Here is a 15,536-nt window from a genome sequence, read left to right on the forward strand (position 1 = left end):
CTCACGGCATCGGGGCGAATTCGGGCAGCTTGAGGGCTGAATGGGCCGGTCGGGTTGGCGCGGAGGGCATGGTGACGAGGTCACGCAGCATGGTGTTGCGTTGCTCCAGGGCCCGCGCCGTGGTGGGAAAGAGCGTGGCCCCACCGTTGTCGACCAGCGCCTGGTTCATGGCGACGAATGCGCGAAGAGCGCGTTCGTGGGCGGCGAAGGCCACGGCGTGATCCCGGTGGGCGGCCAGGGCGTGGGCGAGCATGTAGGCACCGACCAGCGCAAGGCTCGAGCCTTGTCCGGTGAGGAACGAGGGGGCGTACGCGGCGTCACCGACGAGAACGACGCGGCCGCTGGACCAGCGCGGCATACGGATCTGACCGGCCATGTCGAAGAACAGGTCGTCAGCGTCGCGCATGGCGTCGACCATGCCGGGGACCTCCCATCCCGCGCCCGCGAAGATCTGGGCGACCAGGTCCCGCTGGGCGCCGGGGTTCCGGAGGGCGCCGAACGGCGGTTCTGGTCGGTGGAAGGTCAGGAACGCGTGCAGTTCGTCGTTTTTCCCGACGGCGTAGAGGGCCGCGGCCCTCCCCGGGGAGTTCCACAACATGAGCTCGCGGGAGAGCCCGAAGGTGTTCGGCATGGTGAACAGGGCGAAGCAGTAGCCGAGATAGCGGTGGAACTCTTTCTCGGGGCCGAACAGGAGCTCCCGGGTTGGTGAATGCATTCCGTCGGCACCGACCACCAGGTCGTACCTGCGCTGTCGCCCACTGTGGAACGTGACGTCGACCCCTTGTCCGGACTGGTCGAAGGTGTGGATGGAGTCGCCGAACAGGAATTCCGCATCGTCGCGGACGAGTGCGTGGAGGAGCGCGGCCAGATCCCCTCGACGCACCTCGAGGTCCTGTCCCTCGACACTGCCGACAACGGCACTCGGATGGAGCGAGGCCACTTCACTGCCATGGGCATCGAGGAAAGTGCAGCGGCGCGAGTCGATGTGCACGTCCCGCAGTTGCAGCAGTATCCCCATGCGCCGGACCACCTCTGTCGCGGTCCCGCGAATGTCGATCGGGTATCCGCCGTCGCGCGGTGCGCCTGCCTTCTCCACCACGGTGACCGTGAATCCGGACCGGTGCAGCCAGTACGCCAGTGCGGATCCGGAGATGCCGGCCCCGGAGATGAGGACGTTGCGCTTCGGTGTCATGCCTGGGTTCCCTTCTTCGTGATGCGGACGACGAGCAGTGACAATGCGGCGACGAGTCCGGCGGTGACGAATCCCGTGGCGAAGGCCGATTCGCTCGGCAGGCCCGTCACCGGGTGGGCCCCGGCGTCGAGGATGGCGCCCCCGATCTGGACGCCCAGGGCGACGCCGATCACGCGCGTCACCACGAGCAGGCTGGTGGCGATGCCGATGTCCCGGGTCGCGACGGCGGTGGCGGTGCCGGCGAGCAGTGCTGTGGTACCGACGCCCGCGGCGAACGCGGTCAGCACCTTGGCGAGGACGAGCTGCCATGCCGCGGTGTGCAGCGATGCCAGGGCGATCATCGTGGCCGCCGTGACGACGGTGCCCACGGCGACCACGGCACGCGGCCCGAAACGCCGCGCCGCGATCCCGCCGACCGCATCGCTCACCGCCCCCGCGACGGCGCCGGGCAGCAGGAACAGTCCGATGTCGGTGGTATCGGCACCGAAGCCGTAGCCGTCGGCCGATATCGCGAACAGCTGCGGAAGCAGAAAGAGCACCATCCCGAGACTGACGGTGATGACGAGGGTGAGCACACCCGCGTTCCACATCGCGGGCTGTGCCAGCATGCGCAGATCGACCATCGGCGAGGCTGCCCGGCGCTCGACGGCGACCCATCCGGCCGCGAGGGCGGCCACGACCGCCGCGAGGGCGCCGACCGCGAGTGCCGGCAGGCCGCCGTCCCTCGTCACCGTCACGAGCCCGAGCATGAAGGCGAGCAACATGCCGCTCAGCAGCACCGCACCGGGCCAGTCGATCCTGCTGTCCGACGGGATCGGCGGATCATGCGGCAGGAGGCGAGCCACGACGAGCGTCGCCGCGATGATCGCGAGCGTCGGTAACACGAACATCCCATGCCAGGACAGACCTTCCGCGATCGGCCCGGCCGTCGACGTTCCCACCATGCCGCCGCCGGTGAACAGCGCGACGACCATCCCGATCGCCACCTGTGACTGTCCTGTCGGGAGGTGTTTGCGCACCAGGATGAACGAGAGGGGCAGCGCACCCACCATGACGCCCTGCAATACCTGACCGAGCAAGAGCACCGGCAGGTTCGGCGCCAGACCGGCCACCAGACCACCGGCCGAGACCACGGCCATCAGCCCTACCAGCACCCGCTTTCCCCCGTAGCGGTCGCCGAGTTTTCCTGCGACGGGGGTGACGACCGCACCGGTGACGAGTAACGCGTTGGCGACCAACGCCCCTTCGGCAGGACTGACCCCCAACTCCCGTTGCAGCAGCGGGAGCGCGGGTTCCACCACTGACTGCAGGGCACCGAGGGCGAGTGCCAGGATGCCGAGGGCTCCGATCGAGAGTCTGCCGATGCGGACCGGAGAGACCACAGTTTCAGCCACTTTGGACATGGGTGTCCTCTTGATTGTCGGTTGCGAGCAAGAGATGGACATGTGCGAGCAGACGGTGGACGTGCTTGATGTCTGCGCTCGTGGCGCAGACGAGCGCGCCGCCGTTCGGTGCGTGCGGCAGCGAGTGCGGGTACTACGACAGGTGGTCGGTGCCGCTGTCGGGGGCGGCCTGGGCCAGGCCCGTCCGGTAGGCGATGACGACGAGTTGTGCCCGGTCGCGGGCGTCCAGCTTCGTCATGGCGCGCTGCACGTGGGCGCGGACGGTGAAGGGGCTGAGGAACATCCGCTCGGCGATCTCCTGGTTGGACAGGCCGGTCGCGACCAGAGCCACCATCTCGCGTTCGCGCGGGGTGAGCACGGCGAGCTGTTCGGGGCGGTGCGACGGGACGTCGTCCGGTGTGGCCAGGAAACGGGCGACCAGGGAACGGGTCGCGGCGGGGGACAGAAGGGTGTCGCCGTCGGCGATCGTCCGCACGGCGTCCAGCAGGTCCTCGGCGCCGATGCCCTTGCCGATGAATCCGCCGGCCCCCGCGCGCAGCGCCTGGGCGACGTACTCGTCGGTCTCGTACGTGGTCAGGATCAGGATGCGGCTGGCACGCAGTTCCGGGTCCGCGCTGATCTCCGACGTGGCGGTGAGACCGTCCACCTCCGGCATCCGGATGTCCATGATCACCACGTCCGGGCGCAGCTGACGGGTGAGTCTCACGGCCTCCCCGCCGTCGGCGGCCTCACCGACCACGGTGATGTCGTCGGCCGAGTCGAGAAGCAGCCGGAAGGCACCCCGCAGCAGGGCCTGATCGTCGGCGAGCAGCACCCGGAGCGTCACAGCGCATCCCCGGCCTCTGCGTCGCCCGTCCGTCCGTCGCCCGTCGCCGCGTCGGCCATCCGGTTCTCGACGGCTGTCGTTCCGTCCGTCCCGTGCGTCGCGTCCTTGGCGGGCGGGAGGGGCAGTTGGGCGGAGACGAGGAAACCGCCCTCCGGGCGCCTGCCCGCGGAGAGGTGCCCCCCGACCGCGGTGGCACGCTCACGCATCCCGATCAGACCGTAACCGGGCGGGCGGTCCCCCGCCGTGGACGCACTGGGCGCCGTGGCGGCGGTCGATGCCGTGCGGGCGCCCCCTCCGTCGTCGGCGACCGTGATGGTCACGCGTTCGCGGCTCCAGGCGAGGCGCACCCGGGCGCTACGGGTACCGGCGTGCTTGGTCACGTTGGTCAGGGCCTCCTGGACGATGCGGTAGGCGGTGAGGTCCACTCCCGGCGGCAGCGGCCTGGCCGTGCCCTCCTGGTGCGCCGACACCTCCAGTCCCGCGCGGCGGAAGGACTCGAGGAGCGTGGGAAGCCGGGAGAGGCCGGGCGCCGGTTCGGCGGGCACGGCCGCGTCCCCGGACTGGCGCAGCAGACCGACCGTGGCCCGCAGTTCGTCGAGCGCGTCGCCGGTGGTCTCGACGAGTTCCTTGAGGCTCTTGCGGGTCTGCTCCGGGCGGGTGTCGAAGAGGTGGGCGGCGACCGTGGCCTGTGCGTTGGCCAGGGTGATCTGATGGGCCACCAGGTCGTGCAGCTCGCGGGCGATCCGCACCCGTTCCTCGGCCACTCTCCGGCGCGCCTCGCTGTCCCGGCTCTGCTCGGCCCGCAGGGCCCGCTCCTCCATGGCCGCCAGGTAGGCCCGTCGGTTCCGCACCGAGTGACCGAGTACGCCGGCCACCAGCGGGAACGCCGCCACCGCTCCCACCCTGCTCGCGTCCTTCCAGGACAGGGCCCCGAACAGGGGGGTCGAGGCGACCAGCAGCGCCACGGAGATGAGCGCCACCGCGCTCGCCGCGCGCCGTTCGGTGCGCGCGGTGAGCGCATAGGAGTACGCGGTGATCACGGCAGGAGCCGCGATGAGCGGGCTCAGCAGGAGGCCCAGGAACGGCGCCAGCGCGCCGCTCGCGGTCGTGACCGCCATGGCGGCCAGGGGCGCCCGGTGCCGCACCGGCAGTACGGCACAGGACACCACGGCGATGACGTAGGCGGCGGCGGACGGCGGTGACAGCGTGCTGCCGTCGTCCTTCACCACACCGCCGAGCAGACAGAGCGCGAACGCTGTCGCCGTGATCGCTCCCTCCCGCGCCCACGTGCCGCGTGGTCGCGGGCCACCGCCCCCTGTGTTCGTCATGGCCGGCTCAGTCCCGCCCGACGGGGAGCCGCCGCACCGCCGCGTCCGACTCGGCCGCGGAGCCGGGGACATGCCTGCTCAGTGCCTCACCCTCGATATCCACATTCGGCAGCACACGGTTCAGGATACGAGGCAGCCACCAGGCCCGGTGGCCGAGCAGCGCCAGGACCGCGGGTGCGATCGCCATCCGGACCACGAAGGCGTCGAAGGCGACGGCGGCGGCCAGGCCGACCCCCATCGTCTGGACGGTCGGGCTGCTCATTCCGACGAATCCGGCGAACACGCTGATCATGATGATCGCCGCCGCGGCCACCACACGGCCGCTGTGCCGGAACCCGCTGACGATCGCCTCACCGGGAGACGCGCCATGAACGTAGGCCTCCCGCATCCGGGTGAGGAGGAAGACCTCGTAGTCCATGGCGAGGCCGAACACTATGCCGATGATGAGAATCGGCATCAGCGACATGACCGGTCCGGTCTGCTCGATGCCGAGCAGGTCCGCCGCCCAGCCCCACTGGAAGACGGCGACGAGGACGCCGAATGCGGCACCCACCGACAGCAGGAAGCCGAGCGCGGCCTTGACCGGGACCAGCACCGAACGGAAGACCACCATCAGCAGGAGCACCGCCAGGCCGATGACGACGGTCAGATAGGGGACGAGCGCGTCGGACATGGCTTCGGAGATGTCGATGTTCATCGCGGTGGTGCCGGTCACCAGGACGGCGGCGCCGGTGTCGGCCTCGACGCCCGAGACCGCGCCCCGGATCGCGTGTACCAGGTCCTTGGTCTCGCCGCTGTTCGGCGCGGTCCGGGGGACGGCGGTGAGGACGGCCGTGTCCTTGGTCCGGCTGAGCACCGGATCACCGACCGACGCGACCCCGTCCACTCCCTCTACGGTCTTGACGACCAGGTCCGTGGTGGCCCGGGTGTCCGCGGACCCCGAGGATGCCGACATGTCCACGACCACGGTCAACGGGCCGTTGAAGCCGGGGCCGAAGCCTTCCGACAGCAGGTCGTAGCCACGGCGCTGGGTGGTCTGCACCGACTTGGACTCATCTCCGGGCAGCCCGAGTTCGAGGCTCAGCGCCGGTAGGGCGACGGCTCCGAGACCGATTCCCGCGATCATCAGCACGGCCACCGGCCGACGCAGCACTAACCGGGCCCAGCGGGTGCCGAGCCCGGGCCGGCCGGCCGCGGCGGGCATCGGGTGCGGGCGCTCGCTTCCCGGCCGGGTGGCCTTGCGGATACGGCGGGACAGCACCCGCCGTCCGAAGAAGCCGAACAGCGCGGGGACCAGGGTCAGGGCGACGAGTACGGCCAGGGCCACGGCGCCCGCTCCGCCCATGCCCATCTTGGTCAGTTCGGGGATTCCGACCACTCCCAGTCCGGCCAGGGCGATGACGACGGTCGCGCCGGCGAAGACGACAGCGGATCCGGCCGTGCCCACCGCCCGGCCGGCGGCCTCTTCCGGCTCGCTGCCCTGGGCGCGCTCGTCCCGGAAGCGGGAGGTGATGAAGAGTGCGTAGTCGATGCCGACCGCCAGGCCCAGCATCAGCGCCAGGATGGCGACGGTGGACGTCAGACCCAGCGGAACGGCCAGCGCGGAGACCAGGCCGAAGGCGATGGCCACGCCCGTGAACGCGGTCAGCAGTGACAGTCCGGCCGCGACCAGCGACCCGAGAGCGAGGACCAGCACCACCGCCGCCACCGCCACGCCGATGAGTTCCGTCGTTCCGCCCGGTTCCTCTTCCGCGTCCAGGGCCGAGCCGCCGATCTCCACGGTCAGCCCCGCGTCCCTGGCCTGGCTCGCGGCGTCCTCGAGGGCGCTCTTCGTCGACCCGGTCAGGTCGACGGCGTCCGCGGTGTAGGTGATCGTGGAGTAGGCGATGGTGCCGTCCTCGCTGACCGCGCCGGTCGTATAGGGGTCGGTGGTCGACGCGACCTGACCGCCCCCGTCCAACGAGCCGAGCGCGTCCTCGACGGCCGCCTTGTTCTCCGTGGCCGTCACCCGCTGCCCGTCCGGGGCCCGGAACACCAAGCGGGCCTCGGCCCCCTGGGAGTTGCTCTGCGGGAAGCGCTCGTCCAGCAGGTCGAACGCCTTCTGGGACTCGGTGCCGGGCATGGAGAGGTCCTCTTCCTCCCCGCCCGGTGCCATGGCGGCGGCGGCGACGGCCAGCAGCAGGGCACCCAGCCACAGCCCACCCACGAGACGGCGCCGACGGAAGGCCCACCGTCCGATCCGGTAAAGAAAAGTAGCCACCTGTTGATCACTCCAGACGCCGCTAGGCAGGGGGAACGCGCGGGATTCGCACGCCTCCAACCCTTCCTTCCGGCGCCCTGACGGGCATCGTCCTGCGCCGCCGTCTTCCCCTGGTGCACCCGGACCAGCCCCTCACGTGTCCTAGTGCCTGCGCACCAGGCCGACTTGAGCCTCGCCGGGGCCGCCGGATGTACGTTTCCCCCATGGCCGTTGATCAGGAACTCGTGGACGCCGCCATCGGGCTGGCCCGCCACCGCTTCCCCGGACAGGACTGGTCCGGGGCCGCTGCGCTGCGTCTGGACGACGGAGCAATCCTCACGAGCACCGCCCCGGACGCACCGAACAGTGCGGTGGGCCTTTGCCACGAGACGGGCGCCATCTGTGAGGCCTTCAAGCTGGGGCGGCGCGTGGTCGCGTCCGTGTGCGTCACCGCCGCCGACAAGGACCGCGGGTACTGGATCCTTGCGCCCTGTGGTGTCTGCCAGGAGCGGCTCTTCGCCTACGGCCCGGACGTCGAGGTCGCGGTCCCGGAACCTGCCGACCCACGCCGCTGGCGAACGCTGCAGCTTCGGGACGTCCAGCCCCATTGGTTCGCGCGAGTCTTCCCGGACGACGTCTGGCCTTACGAAGCCCAGGACCCGGAATCCCGGAACTGACCCGGACTTCGGACACGAGACGTCAGCGCACCCCCCAACTCGACGCGCACCGCCCCCACTTCAGCCCGATACGTCCGTCAGCATCCGCCACCCCGGCGCATAGTTCCCGTGCAGCACGAGCGACGCCGCCCCCACAGCGCCCACCGTCTCGCCGATCACACTCTGCTCGACGGCGACCGCGCGGATCGTACGGGCGACGGATGTGCGGTTGACGGCGGCCTCGACCTCCTCGCGGATGATCGGCTCGATGCCGCGCAGCGCCTCGCCGCCGAGGACGACCCGGCTGACGTCGAGGAGGCTGGCAGCGCCGCGCGCGGCCTCGCCGATACGGCGCGCGGCACGCCGTACGACATCGCAGGCGTCGGGATCGTCCGCGCGGGCCGCTCGGCGCAGGGCCTTCCAGTCGTGGTGCACGGAGTCGGGCGTACCGGTGAGGCCGATGCGGTCGGCGGCGGTCCGGCCGTGCAGGCGCAGCAGGTCGTCGATGATCGCGGCCGGGCTGACATACGGGCCGAGGCAGTCCATCGCACCGCAGTGGCAGACACGGTCACCGGGCTCCACGGCCATGTGGCCGAACTCGCCGGCGTTGCCCGAATCGCCGTGCAGGACCGTGTTGTTGAGGACGATGCCGGCGCCGACGCCCGTGCCGAGGTAGATGAACAGGAAGCTGCCCGCCCGGTCCGCGCCACCGATCCAGCGCTCGCCGATGGCCGCGGCGGTGGCGTCGTTGTCGAGGGCGACGGGCAGGCCGGTGGCGTCGGCGAACATGTCCGCGAGGGGGACCCGGCCCCAGCCGGGGAAGTTCGGCGGGGAGACCACGGCTCCGGTGCTGCCGTCGAGGGGCCCGGGCGCGGCGATCCCGAGGCCGAGCAGGCGGGTGCGGTCCACTGCGCTGCGGTCGAGGAGGCGCCCGGTGGTGCGCGCGATGCGGTCCACCACGTCGGCCGCGTCGCCCGGATCGGTGAGCCGCAGCCGTCGGCTGCCGATCACCTCGCCGGCCAGGTCGACCACCACGATGACCGCGGCGTCGGGGTCGAGGTGGACGCCGACCGCGCATGCCCCGTCGGGCCGGATGGTCAGCAGGGTGCGGCGCTTGCCGCCGCTGGAGGGGGCCTGGCCGGATTCGGCCACGAGGCCCGCGTCGAGGAGCTTGCGGACGACGTTGGAGACGGTCTGGTTGGTCAGGCCGGTGAGGGCGGCCAGCTCGACCCGGCTCACCTGTCCCGTGGTGCGGATGGCGTCCAGGACTACGGCCTGGTTGTAGCCGCCGACCCGCGGCAGGTTCGTCCCGCTGAGCATCGTCACCTGTCGGTCACCTGATCCCCTCACATCCGCCGCCCCGGCACTCCCACGGCGAAAGTTTACATACTCGAAGCATTGACTTCATCCATCAAATGGATTTAGCTGACGCCCATCAAATTCCGGCCATCGAGGCCGATCAGCGCAGGGTGGCGCAGAGTACGGCGCGTCGTCCGGGCTGGCCTCCAGGCCGAAAAACTCGCGGCTTTCCCTCAGGTTTCGCGTCCCGGAGGAACCACTGTGCGCTCGAGAATCGTCACCGCCGCGGCCTTCACCGCCGCCACCGCCCTGGCCGCCACCGGCTGCGGTTCGGGCTCGTCAGGCAGCTCGGCCAAGTCCATCAAGGTCGTCTACTGGCAGAACCTGGACAGCACCAACAAGCTCCAGGCCAACTTCCTCGCCTCGATGGTGAAGGAGTTCACCAAGGCCAACCCGGGCACCAAGGTGACCCTCGTGCCGGTGACCGCCTCCGAGAACGACTACTACACCAAGCTCCAGCTCATGATGCGCTCCCCCGCGACCGCGCCCGACCTGGTCTACGAGGACACCGCGCTCATCAACTCCGACATCGCGGGCGGCTACCTCAAGCCGCTGGACACCTACACCGCCAAATGGGCCGACTGGTCGCAGTACGCCAAGGCCGCCAAGGGCGCGGTGACCGGAGCCTCCGACGGCAAGACCTACGCCGTACCGGACGACACCGACACCCGCGGGATCTGGTACAACAAGCAGCTCCTCCAGAAGGCCGGGATCTCCGTGCCCTGGCAGCCGAAGACCTGGGCGGACGTGATCGCCGCCGCCAAGAAGATCAAGGCGAAGCTGCCCGGCGTCACCCCGCTGAACCTCTACACCGGCCAGGCGGGCGGCGAGGCCTCCTCCATGCAGGGCTTCGAGATGCTCCTGTACGGCACCCCGGCCGGCGACAAGTCGCTCTACGACGCCTCGCAGAAGAAGTGGGTCGTGGGCGGCCAGGGCTTCAAGGACGCACTGGACTTCGTGCACACCCTCTACAGCCAGGGGCTCGGTCCGGCCAAGGAGCAGGCGCTGGGCGCCAACTTCGGGACCGCCGTGGGCACCGAGCTCATTCCCGAGGGCAAGCTGGCGATCGACATCGACGGCTCCTGGATGCCCAACAACTGGAGCTCGTCGGCGGCCAAGCCGTGGACCGAGTGGCAGTCGGTGATGGGCACCGCGGCCATGCCGACCCAGAACGGTCAGGCGCCCGGCCGTACGAGCATGTCGGGCGGCTGGGCCTGGTCGATCCCGGCGAAGGCCAAGAACCCCGACCTGGCCTGGAAGTTCCTGTCGACCACACTCCAGACGAAAACCAACGCCGCCAAGTGGAACGCGACCAACGCGAACATCGCGGTGCGCACGGACGTCGCGTCGGACCCGACGTACCTGAACTCGGTGCCGACCAACAAGTTCTTCACGGAGCTGGTCGCCGACACCCACTACCGGCCCGGGCTGCCCGAGTACAACCAGGTCTCGACCGCGATCCAGAAGGCGATGGAGTCCGTGACGACCGGTCAGGCCTCCGTCGACAAGGCCGCCTCGACCTTCGATAACGATGTCAAGGCGGCGGTGGGCGACGACAAGACCGCGGAGGGCACTTCGTGACCGCCCTCGCTCCGGCGCCCCGCGGGACCGGCGGTCACCCCCGCCGGTCCCGCGGGGCGCCCGCCCTGGCCGTCCGCTCGCTGCTGCGCGGTCTGCCGACGGTCCCGGCCGTGGTCCTGCTGGCGGTGTTCCTGGCCGGTCCGATCGCGTACTGCGTGTACTACGCGTTCACCGACATGCAGCTCACCGGGGCCGCCGGCACCCACTTCGTCGGCGTCGACAACTTCACCAGGGCGTTCAAGGACACCGACTTCCTCAACGCGATGTGGCTGACCCTGCTGTTCGTGGTCGGCTCCGCGGTCATCGGCCAGAACACCCTCGGGCTCGCGCTCGCGGTCCTGACGCAGAAGGCCACCCAGCCGGTACGGGCCCTCGTCAACGGTGTGGTCATCGCCGCCTGGGTGCTGCCCGAGGTGGTCGCCGGCTATCTGATGTACGCCTTCTTCTACGACCAGGGCTCACTCAACTCGCTTCTGGACGCGGTGCATCTGCCGGACCAGAACTGGCTCTACACGATGCCGATCCTCGCGGTGTGCCTGGCCAACGTGTGGCGCGGCACCGCCTTCTCGCTGATGGTCTTCACCGCCGCCATCAACGACGTACCGCAGGAGCTGGTGGAGGCCGCCGAGATGGACGGCGCGGGCCCCTGGCAGCGGCTGTGGCGGGTCGTGCTGCCGGTCATCAGGCCCTCGATCCTGACCAACCTGATGCTGATCACGCTCCAGACACTCTCCGTCTTCGGGCTGATCTACACCATGACCCGCGGCGGCCCCGGCAACAAGAGCGAGACCCTGCCGATCTTCATGTACCAACAAGCCTTCCAGAACAGCCTGATCGGCTACGGCACCGCCATCGCCCTCGTCCTGCTGGTGGTCGGCGCCCTCTTCTCCGTCGTGTACATCCGGCTGCTGAAACTGGAGGACGACTGATGGCCGCCGTCGCCACTCCCCCCGCCCCGCCCGTCTCGAAGACGGTGCCGGCACCCGCCCCGAGTCCGCGCCGCGTGCGTCCCGGTCGCCTCGTGATCAACCTCGTCCTGATCGCCGTGTCGGTCCTGTACGTCCTGCCGCTGCTGTGGATGGTGCTCGCCTCGGTGAGCGACACCAACTCCTTCCGGCTGAAATGGCCTTCGGCGCTGACGCTCGACAACTTCGACGCGGTTCTCAACGTCGACACCACCTACCGGCCGATGCTCAACAGCCTGCTGCTGTGCGGCTTCGGCACGGCGGTGACCGTGGTGGCGTCGGTCCTGTGCGCCTACCCGCTCTCGCGTTACCGGTCCCGGGTACGCCGACCGTTCCTGTACACGATCCTGTTCTCCACCGGACTGCCCATCACCGCCGTGATGATCCCCGTGTACAGCATGTTCGTGCAGGTGAACCTGATCGACTCCATGCCGGGCACGACCCTGTTCCTGGCCGCGTCCGCGCTGCCGTTCGGGATCTGGCTGATGAAGAACTTCATGGACGGCGTGCCGATCGTCCTGGAGGAGGCCGCCCGTATCGACGGCGCGAACACCATGCAGGTGCTGTGGCGGGTGGTGCTGCCGCTGATGCGGCCGGGTGTCGTCGTGGTCACCATCTTCACGTTCATCGGCATGTGGGGGAACTTCTTCGTCCCCTTCATCCTGCTGCTGTCCCCGGAGAAACTCCCCGCGTCCGTCAGCGTGTTCACCTTCCTCTCCGCCCACGACCAGACGCAGTACGGGCAGTTGTCGGCGTTCTCGCTCCTCTACTCGCTGCCCGTGGTGATGCTCTACCTGCTGCTGGCCCGCAAACTCGGCGGCGGCTTCGCGCTCGGCGGCGCCCTCAAGGGCTGACCCGGACTCGTTCCCCCCACCTCGTAGTACTCGCACGGAGACGGAAACCCGATGCACAACGACCGTGAAGTCACCGAACAGCGGCTGGCCCGCGTGCTCAACGAGCGGATACGCCCCGCCGTCCATGCCCGGTCCGTCCCTCTCCACGTGGAGATCTGGAACGTCCCCGGCGAGCCGGTCCCGGTCCCCGAGGGCCTGGCGGCTCCTTACCGGCCGGCCCGGGTTGGCGAGTGGTGGGGTCCCGCCTGGTCCACGAGCTGGTTCAAGGTGAGCGGGACGATCCCGGCGGACTGGGCCGGCGAGACGGTCGAGGCCGTACTGGACCTCGGGTTCGCCACCCACTCCGCGGGCTTCTCCGCCGAGGGATTGGTCTACCGGCCGGACGGCACCGCGGTGAAGGCACTCAACCCGCGCAACATCTGGCTTCCGGTGGCCGAACGAGCCGCAGGCGGTGAGGAGTTCGCCGCCCACATCGAGGCCGCCGCCATCCCGGTCGTCATGCACACCGCTCCCGGCGAGCTCGCGTTCGGCCCCACGTCGGTGGGCGGCCGGGCACCGTGGCTGGGCGACCCGGCCGCGGACCCCGGCGAACCCCTGTACCGACTACGGCGTCTGGACCTCGCCGTGTTCGACCGGGAGGTCCACGAACTCGTCCAGGATCTGGAGGTGTTGGGACAGCTGATGCCCGAGCTGTCCCCCGACGCCCCGCGCCGTTGGCAGATCCTTCGGGCCGTCGAACTCGCCCTGGACGAACTCGATCTCCAGGACATCAGCGGTAGCGCGGCCGCCGCGCGGGCAGTCCTCGCCCCTGTACTCGCATCGCCCGCGCACGCGAGCGCGCACCGGATCTCTGCGGTGGGGCACGCGCACATCGACACCGCCTGGCTGTGGCCGCTGCGTGAGACCGTGCGCAAGGTGGCCCGGACGGTCTCCAACGTCACCCACCTCATGGACGGCCATCCGGAGTTCAAGTTCGTGATGTCCCAGGCGCAGCAACTCGCCTGGCTGAAGGAGCACCGCCCCGAGGTGTACGCACGGGCGCAGGAGAAGGCGAAGACCGGGCAGTTCCTGCCGGCCGGCAGCCTGTGGGTGGAGCCCGACACCAACATCAGCGGCGGCGAGGCCCTGGTGCGCCAGTTCGTCCACGGAAAGCGGTTCTTCCTGGAGGAGTTCGGCGTCGAGACCGAGGAGATGTGGCTGCCGGACACCTTCGGCTACAACGCGGCCCTGCCGCAGCTGATGAAGCTGGCCGGGGTGAAGTGGTTCCTGACCCAGAAGATGTCCTGGAACACCACCAACAAGTTCCCGCACCACACGTTCTGGTGGGAGGGCATCGACGGCACCCGGATCTTCAGCCACTTCCCGCCCGTCGACAGCTACAACGGCGAGCTGTCCGGCGCCGACGTCGCCCACAGCGTGCGGAACTTCCAGGACAAGGCAGGCGCGAGCCACTCCCTCATCCCCTTCGGTTACGGCGACGGCGGTGGCGGCCCCACGCGGGAGATGCTCGCGCGCGCCGACCGGCTCAGGGACCTGGAGGGCTCGGCACGCATCGAGATGGAGGGGCCGGTCGACTTCTTCCGGCGCGCGCACGACGAGTACGAGGCCAACGGCGGCGCACCGGTGTGGTCCGGGGAGCTCTACCTGGAGTTCCATCGCGGCACGCTGACCAGCCAGCTCGCCACCAAGCAGGGCAACCGACGCAGCGAACGCCTGCTGCGCGAGGCGGAGTTGTGGGCGGCGACCGCGGCCCTACGGCACGGGCAGCCGTATCCGTACGACGCCCTGGACCGGCTGTGGAAGACGGTGCTGCTCCACCAGTTCCACGACATCCTGCCCGGGACATCGATCGCCTGGGTGCACCGGGAGGCCGAGGAGACGTACGCGGCCGTGGCCCGGGAACTGGAGGAGCTGATCGGCGCCGCTCAGGGGGCGTTGGCCGGAGATCCGGGAGGCACGGTGGCTGGAGGCACGGTGGTCTTCAACTCCGCGCCGCACTCGCGGGGCGGTGTCGCGGCGTTCGGCGCGGCCCCGCGCCCCGAGTCCGTCGCCGTGCCGGTGCCCCCGGTACCGGACGGGGACGGATTCGTTCTCGACAACGGTCTGGTGCGTGTCGTGGTGGACGACCGCGGTCTGATCACCTCCGCCTACGACCTCACCGCCGGACGGGAGGCGCTGGTTCCGGGGGCGGTCGGCAACCTGCTCCAGTTGCACCAGGACTTCCCCAACCAGTGGGACGCCTGGGACGTCGACGTCTTCTACCGCAACACCGTGCGCGACCTCACCGATGCCGAGTCCGTGACGGCGACCGCCGACGGTGTCCGGGTGGTCCGGGTCTTCGGCGCGTCGAGGATCGAGCAGACCCTGACGTTGCCGGCCGGGTCCCGCGGGCTGGTGATCGACACCGTTGTCGACTGGCACGAGCGGGAGAAGTTCCTCAAGGCGGCCTTCCCGCTGGACGTACGGGCCGCCCACTCCACCGCCGAGATCCCCTTCGGACATGTCGAGCGGCCCACGCACACCAACACCAGCTGGGACGCGGCCAAGTTCGAGACGTGCGCCCACCGTTTCCTGCACGTCGGCGAGCCCGACTGGGGAGCCGCCCTGGTCAACGACTCCTCCTACGGCCACGACGTCACCCGTGACGTGCGCCCCGACGGCGGTACGACCACCACGGTCCGCCTCTCCCTGCTGCGCGCCGCCCGCTTCCCCGACCCGGACCAGGACCAGGGCACCCACCGGCTCGGGTACGCGCTGGTGATCGGCGCCGATGTCACCGACGCGAGACGTGAGGGGTACCGCTTCAACCTGCCCGAACGTGCGGTGCCGGGCAGTGCGACGGTCGCCCCGCTGGTGTCGGTGGACCACGAGGGCGTGATCGTGGAAGCGGTCAAGCTCGCCGACGACCGCAGCGGGGACGTCGTCGTACGGCTCTACGAATCCCGCGGCACCCGGGCCGCGGCCGCACTCACCACCGGCTTCCCGCTGGCCTCCTCCCACGTGACCGACCTGCTGGAACGCCCCTTGGACGACCCTTCGAGCCACCAAGAACTGAAGGACGGCGTCCGTTTGACGCTGCGGCCGTTCCAGATCCTGACGCTGCGGTTGCGGCCCGCCGCGCGCGACTGAGGCT

General features: G+C 70.0%; 11 protein-coding genes. 5 read left to right on the forward strand and 6 right to left on the reverse strand.

What is annotated here, in order from left to right; genetic code table 11:
• Position 1 precedes the first annotated feature (1 nt).
• The 5 genes from QF027_RS02980 to QF027_RS03000 all read right to left on the reverse strand — a co-directional run bounded on the left by QF027_RS02980 (position 2) and on the right by QF027_RS03000 (position 7,009).
• Positions 2 to 1,192: an FAD-dependent monooxygenase gene (locus QF027_RS02980; protein ID WP_307072422.1), complete on the reverse strand. Its 1,191-nt coding sequence runs from the start codon at positions 1,190 to 1,192 to the stop codon at positions 2 to 4.
• Positions 1,189 to 2,595 (reverse strand): MFS transporter, encoded by a 1,407-nt coding sequence (locus tag QF027_RS02985; RefSeq protein ID WP_307072424.1) that lies wholly within the window; start codon positions 2,593 to 2,595, stop codon positions 1,189 to 1,191. Before QF027_RS02985 ends, QF027_RS02980 begins: the two co-directional genes overlap by 4 nt.
• 133 nt (positions 2,596 to 2,728) lie before the next feature.
• Complete coding sequence (locus tag QF027_RS02990) at positions 2,729 to 3,421, reverse strand: response regulator transcription factor (protein ID WP_306986262.1); 693 nt, start codon at positions 3,419 to 3,421, stop codon at positions 2,729 to 2,731.
• Positions 3,418 to 4,749, reverse strand: a complete 1,332-nt coding sequence (locus QF027_RS02995; protein ID WP_307072426.1) for a sensor histidine kinase — start codon at positions 4,747 to 4,749, stop codon at positions 3,418 to 3,420. Before QF027_RS02995 ends, QF027_RS02990 begins: the two co-directional genes overlap by 4 nt.
• Before the next feature lie 7 nt (positions 4,750 to 4,756).
• The gene (locus QF027_RS03000) at positions 4,757 to 7,009 is read right to left on the reverse strand and encodes an MMPL family transporter (protein WP_307072428.1); all 2,253 of its coding nucleotides are present in this window, start codon (positions 7,007 to 7,009) and stop codon (positions 4,757 to 4,759) included.
• A gap of 203 nt (positions 7,010 to 7,212) precedes the next feature.
• Here QF027_RS03000 and QF027_RS03005 point away from each other — a divergent pair, with 203 nt between their 5' ends.
• Positions 7,213 to 7,665, forward strand: a complete 453-nt coding sequence (locus QF027_RS03005) for a cytidine deaminase (RefSeq protein ID WP_307072430.1) — start codon at positions 7,213 to 7,215, stop codon at positions 7,663 to 7,665.
• Between the two features lie 60 nt (positions 7,666 to 7,725).
• Here the strand turns inward: QF027_RS03005 and QF027_RS03010 are convergent, their stop codons facing one another.
• Positions 7,726 to 8,964: an ROK family transcriptional regulator gene (locus tag QF027_RS03010; protein WP_306986834.1), complete on the reverse strand. Its 1,239-nt coding sequence runs from the start codon at positions 8,962 to 8,964 to the stop codon at positions 7,726 to 7,728.
• Positions 8,965 to 9,204: 240 nt separating this feature from the next.
• Here QF027_RS03010 and QF027_RS03015 point away from each other — a divergent pair, with 240 nt between their 5' ends.
• From QF027_RS03015 to QF027_RS03030, 4 genes are read left to right on the forward strand one after another with little or no spacing between them, the layout of a single operon-like run.
• The gene (locus QF027_RS03015) at positions 9,205 to 10,584 is read left to right on the forward strand and encodes an extracellular solute-binding protein (RefSeq protein ID WP_307072432.1); all 1,380 of its coding nucleotides are present in this window, start codon (positions 9,205 to 9,207) and stop codon (positions 10,582 to 10,584) included.
• Positions 10,581 to 11,513, forward strand: coding sequence for a carbohydrate ABC transporter permease (locus QF027_RS03020; RefSeq protein WP_373432124.1), 933 nt, complete (start codon positions 10,581 to 10,583; stop codon positions 11,511 to 11,513). The genes QF027_RS03015 and QF027_RS03020 overlap by 4 nt, the downstream gene beginning before the upstream one ends.
• Positions 11,513 to 12,403: a carbohydrate ABC transporter permease gene (locus tag QF027_RS03025; protein WP_306986257.1), complete on the forward strand. Its 891-nt coding sequence runs from the start codon at positions 11,513 to 11,515 to the stop codon at positions 12,401 to 12,403. The genes QF027_RS03020 and QF027_RS03025 overlap by 1 nt, the downstream gene beginning before the upstream one ends.
• A 51-nt stretch (positions 12,404 to 12,454) precedes the next feature.
• A complete protein-coding gene (locus QF027_RS03030) occupies positions 12,455 to 15,532 on the forward strand; it encodes an alpha-mannosidase (protein WP_307072434.1) in 3,078 nt (1,025 codons plus the stop codon).
• Positions 15,533 to 15,536 lie beyond the last annotated feature (4 nt).

This window comes from Streptomyces canus (assembly GCF_030816965.1).
Lineage (GTDB): Bacteria > Actinomycetota > Actinomycetes > Streptomycetales > Streptomycetaceae > Streptomyces > Streptomyces canus_E.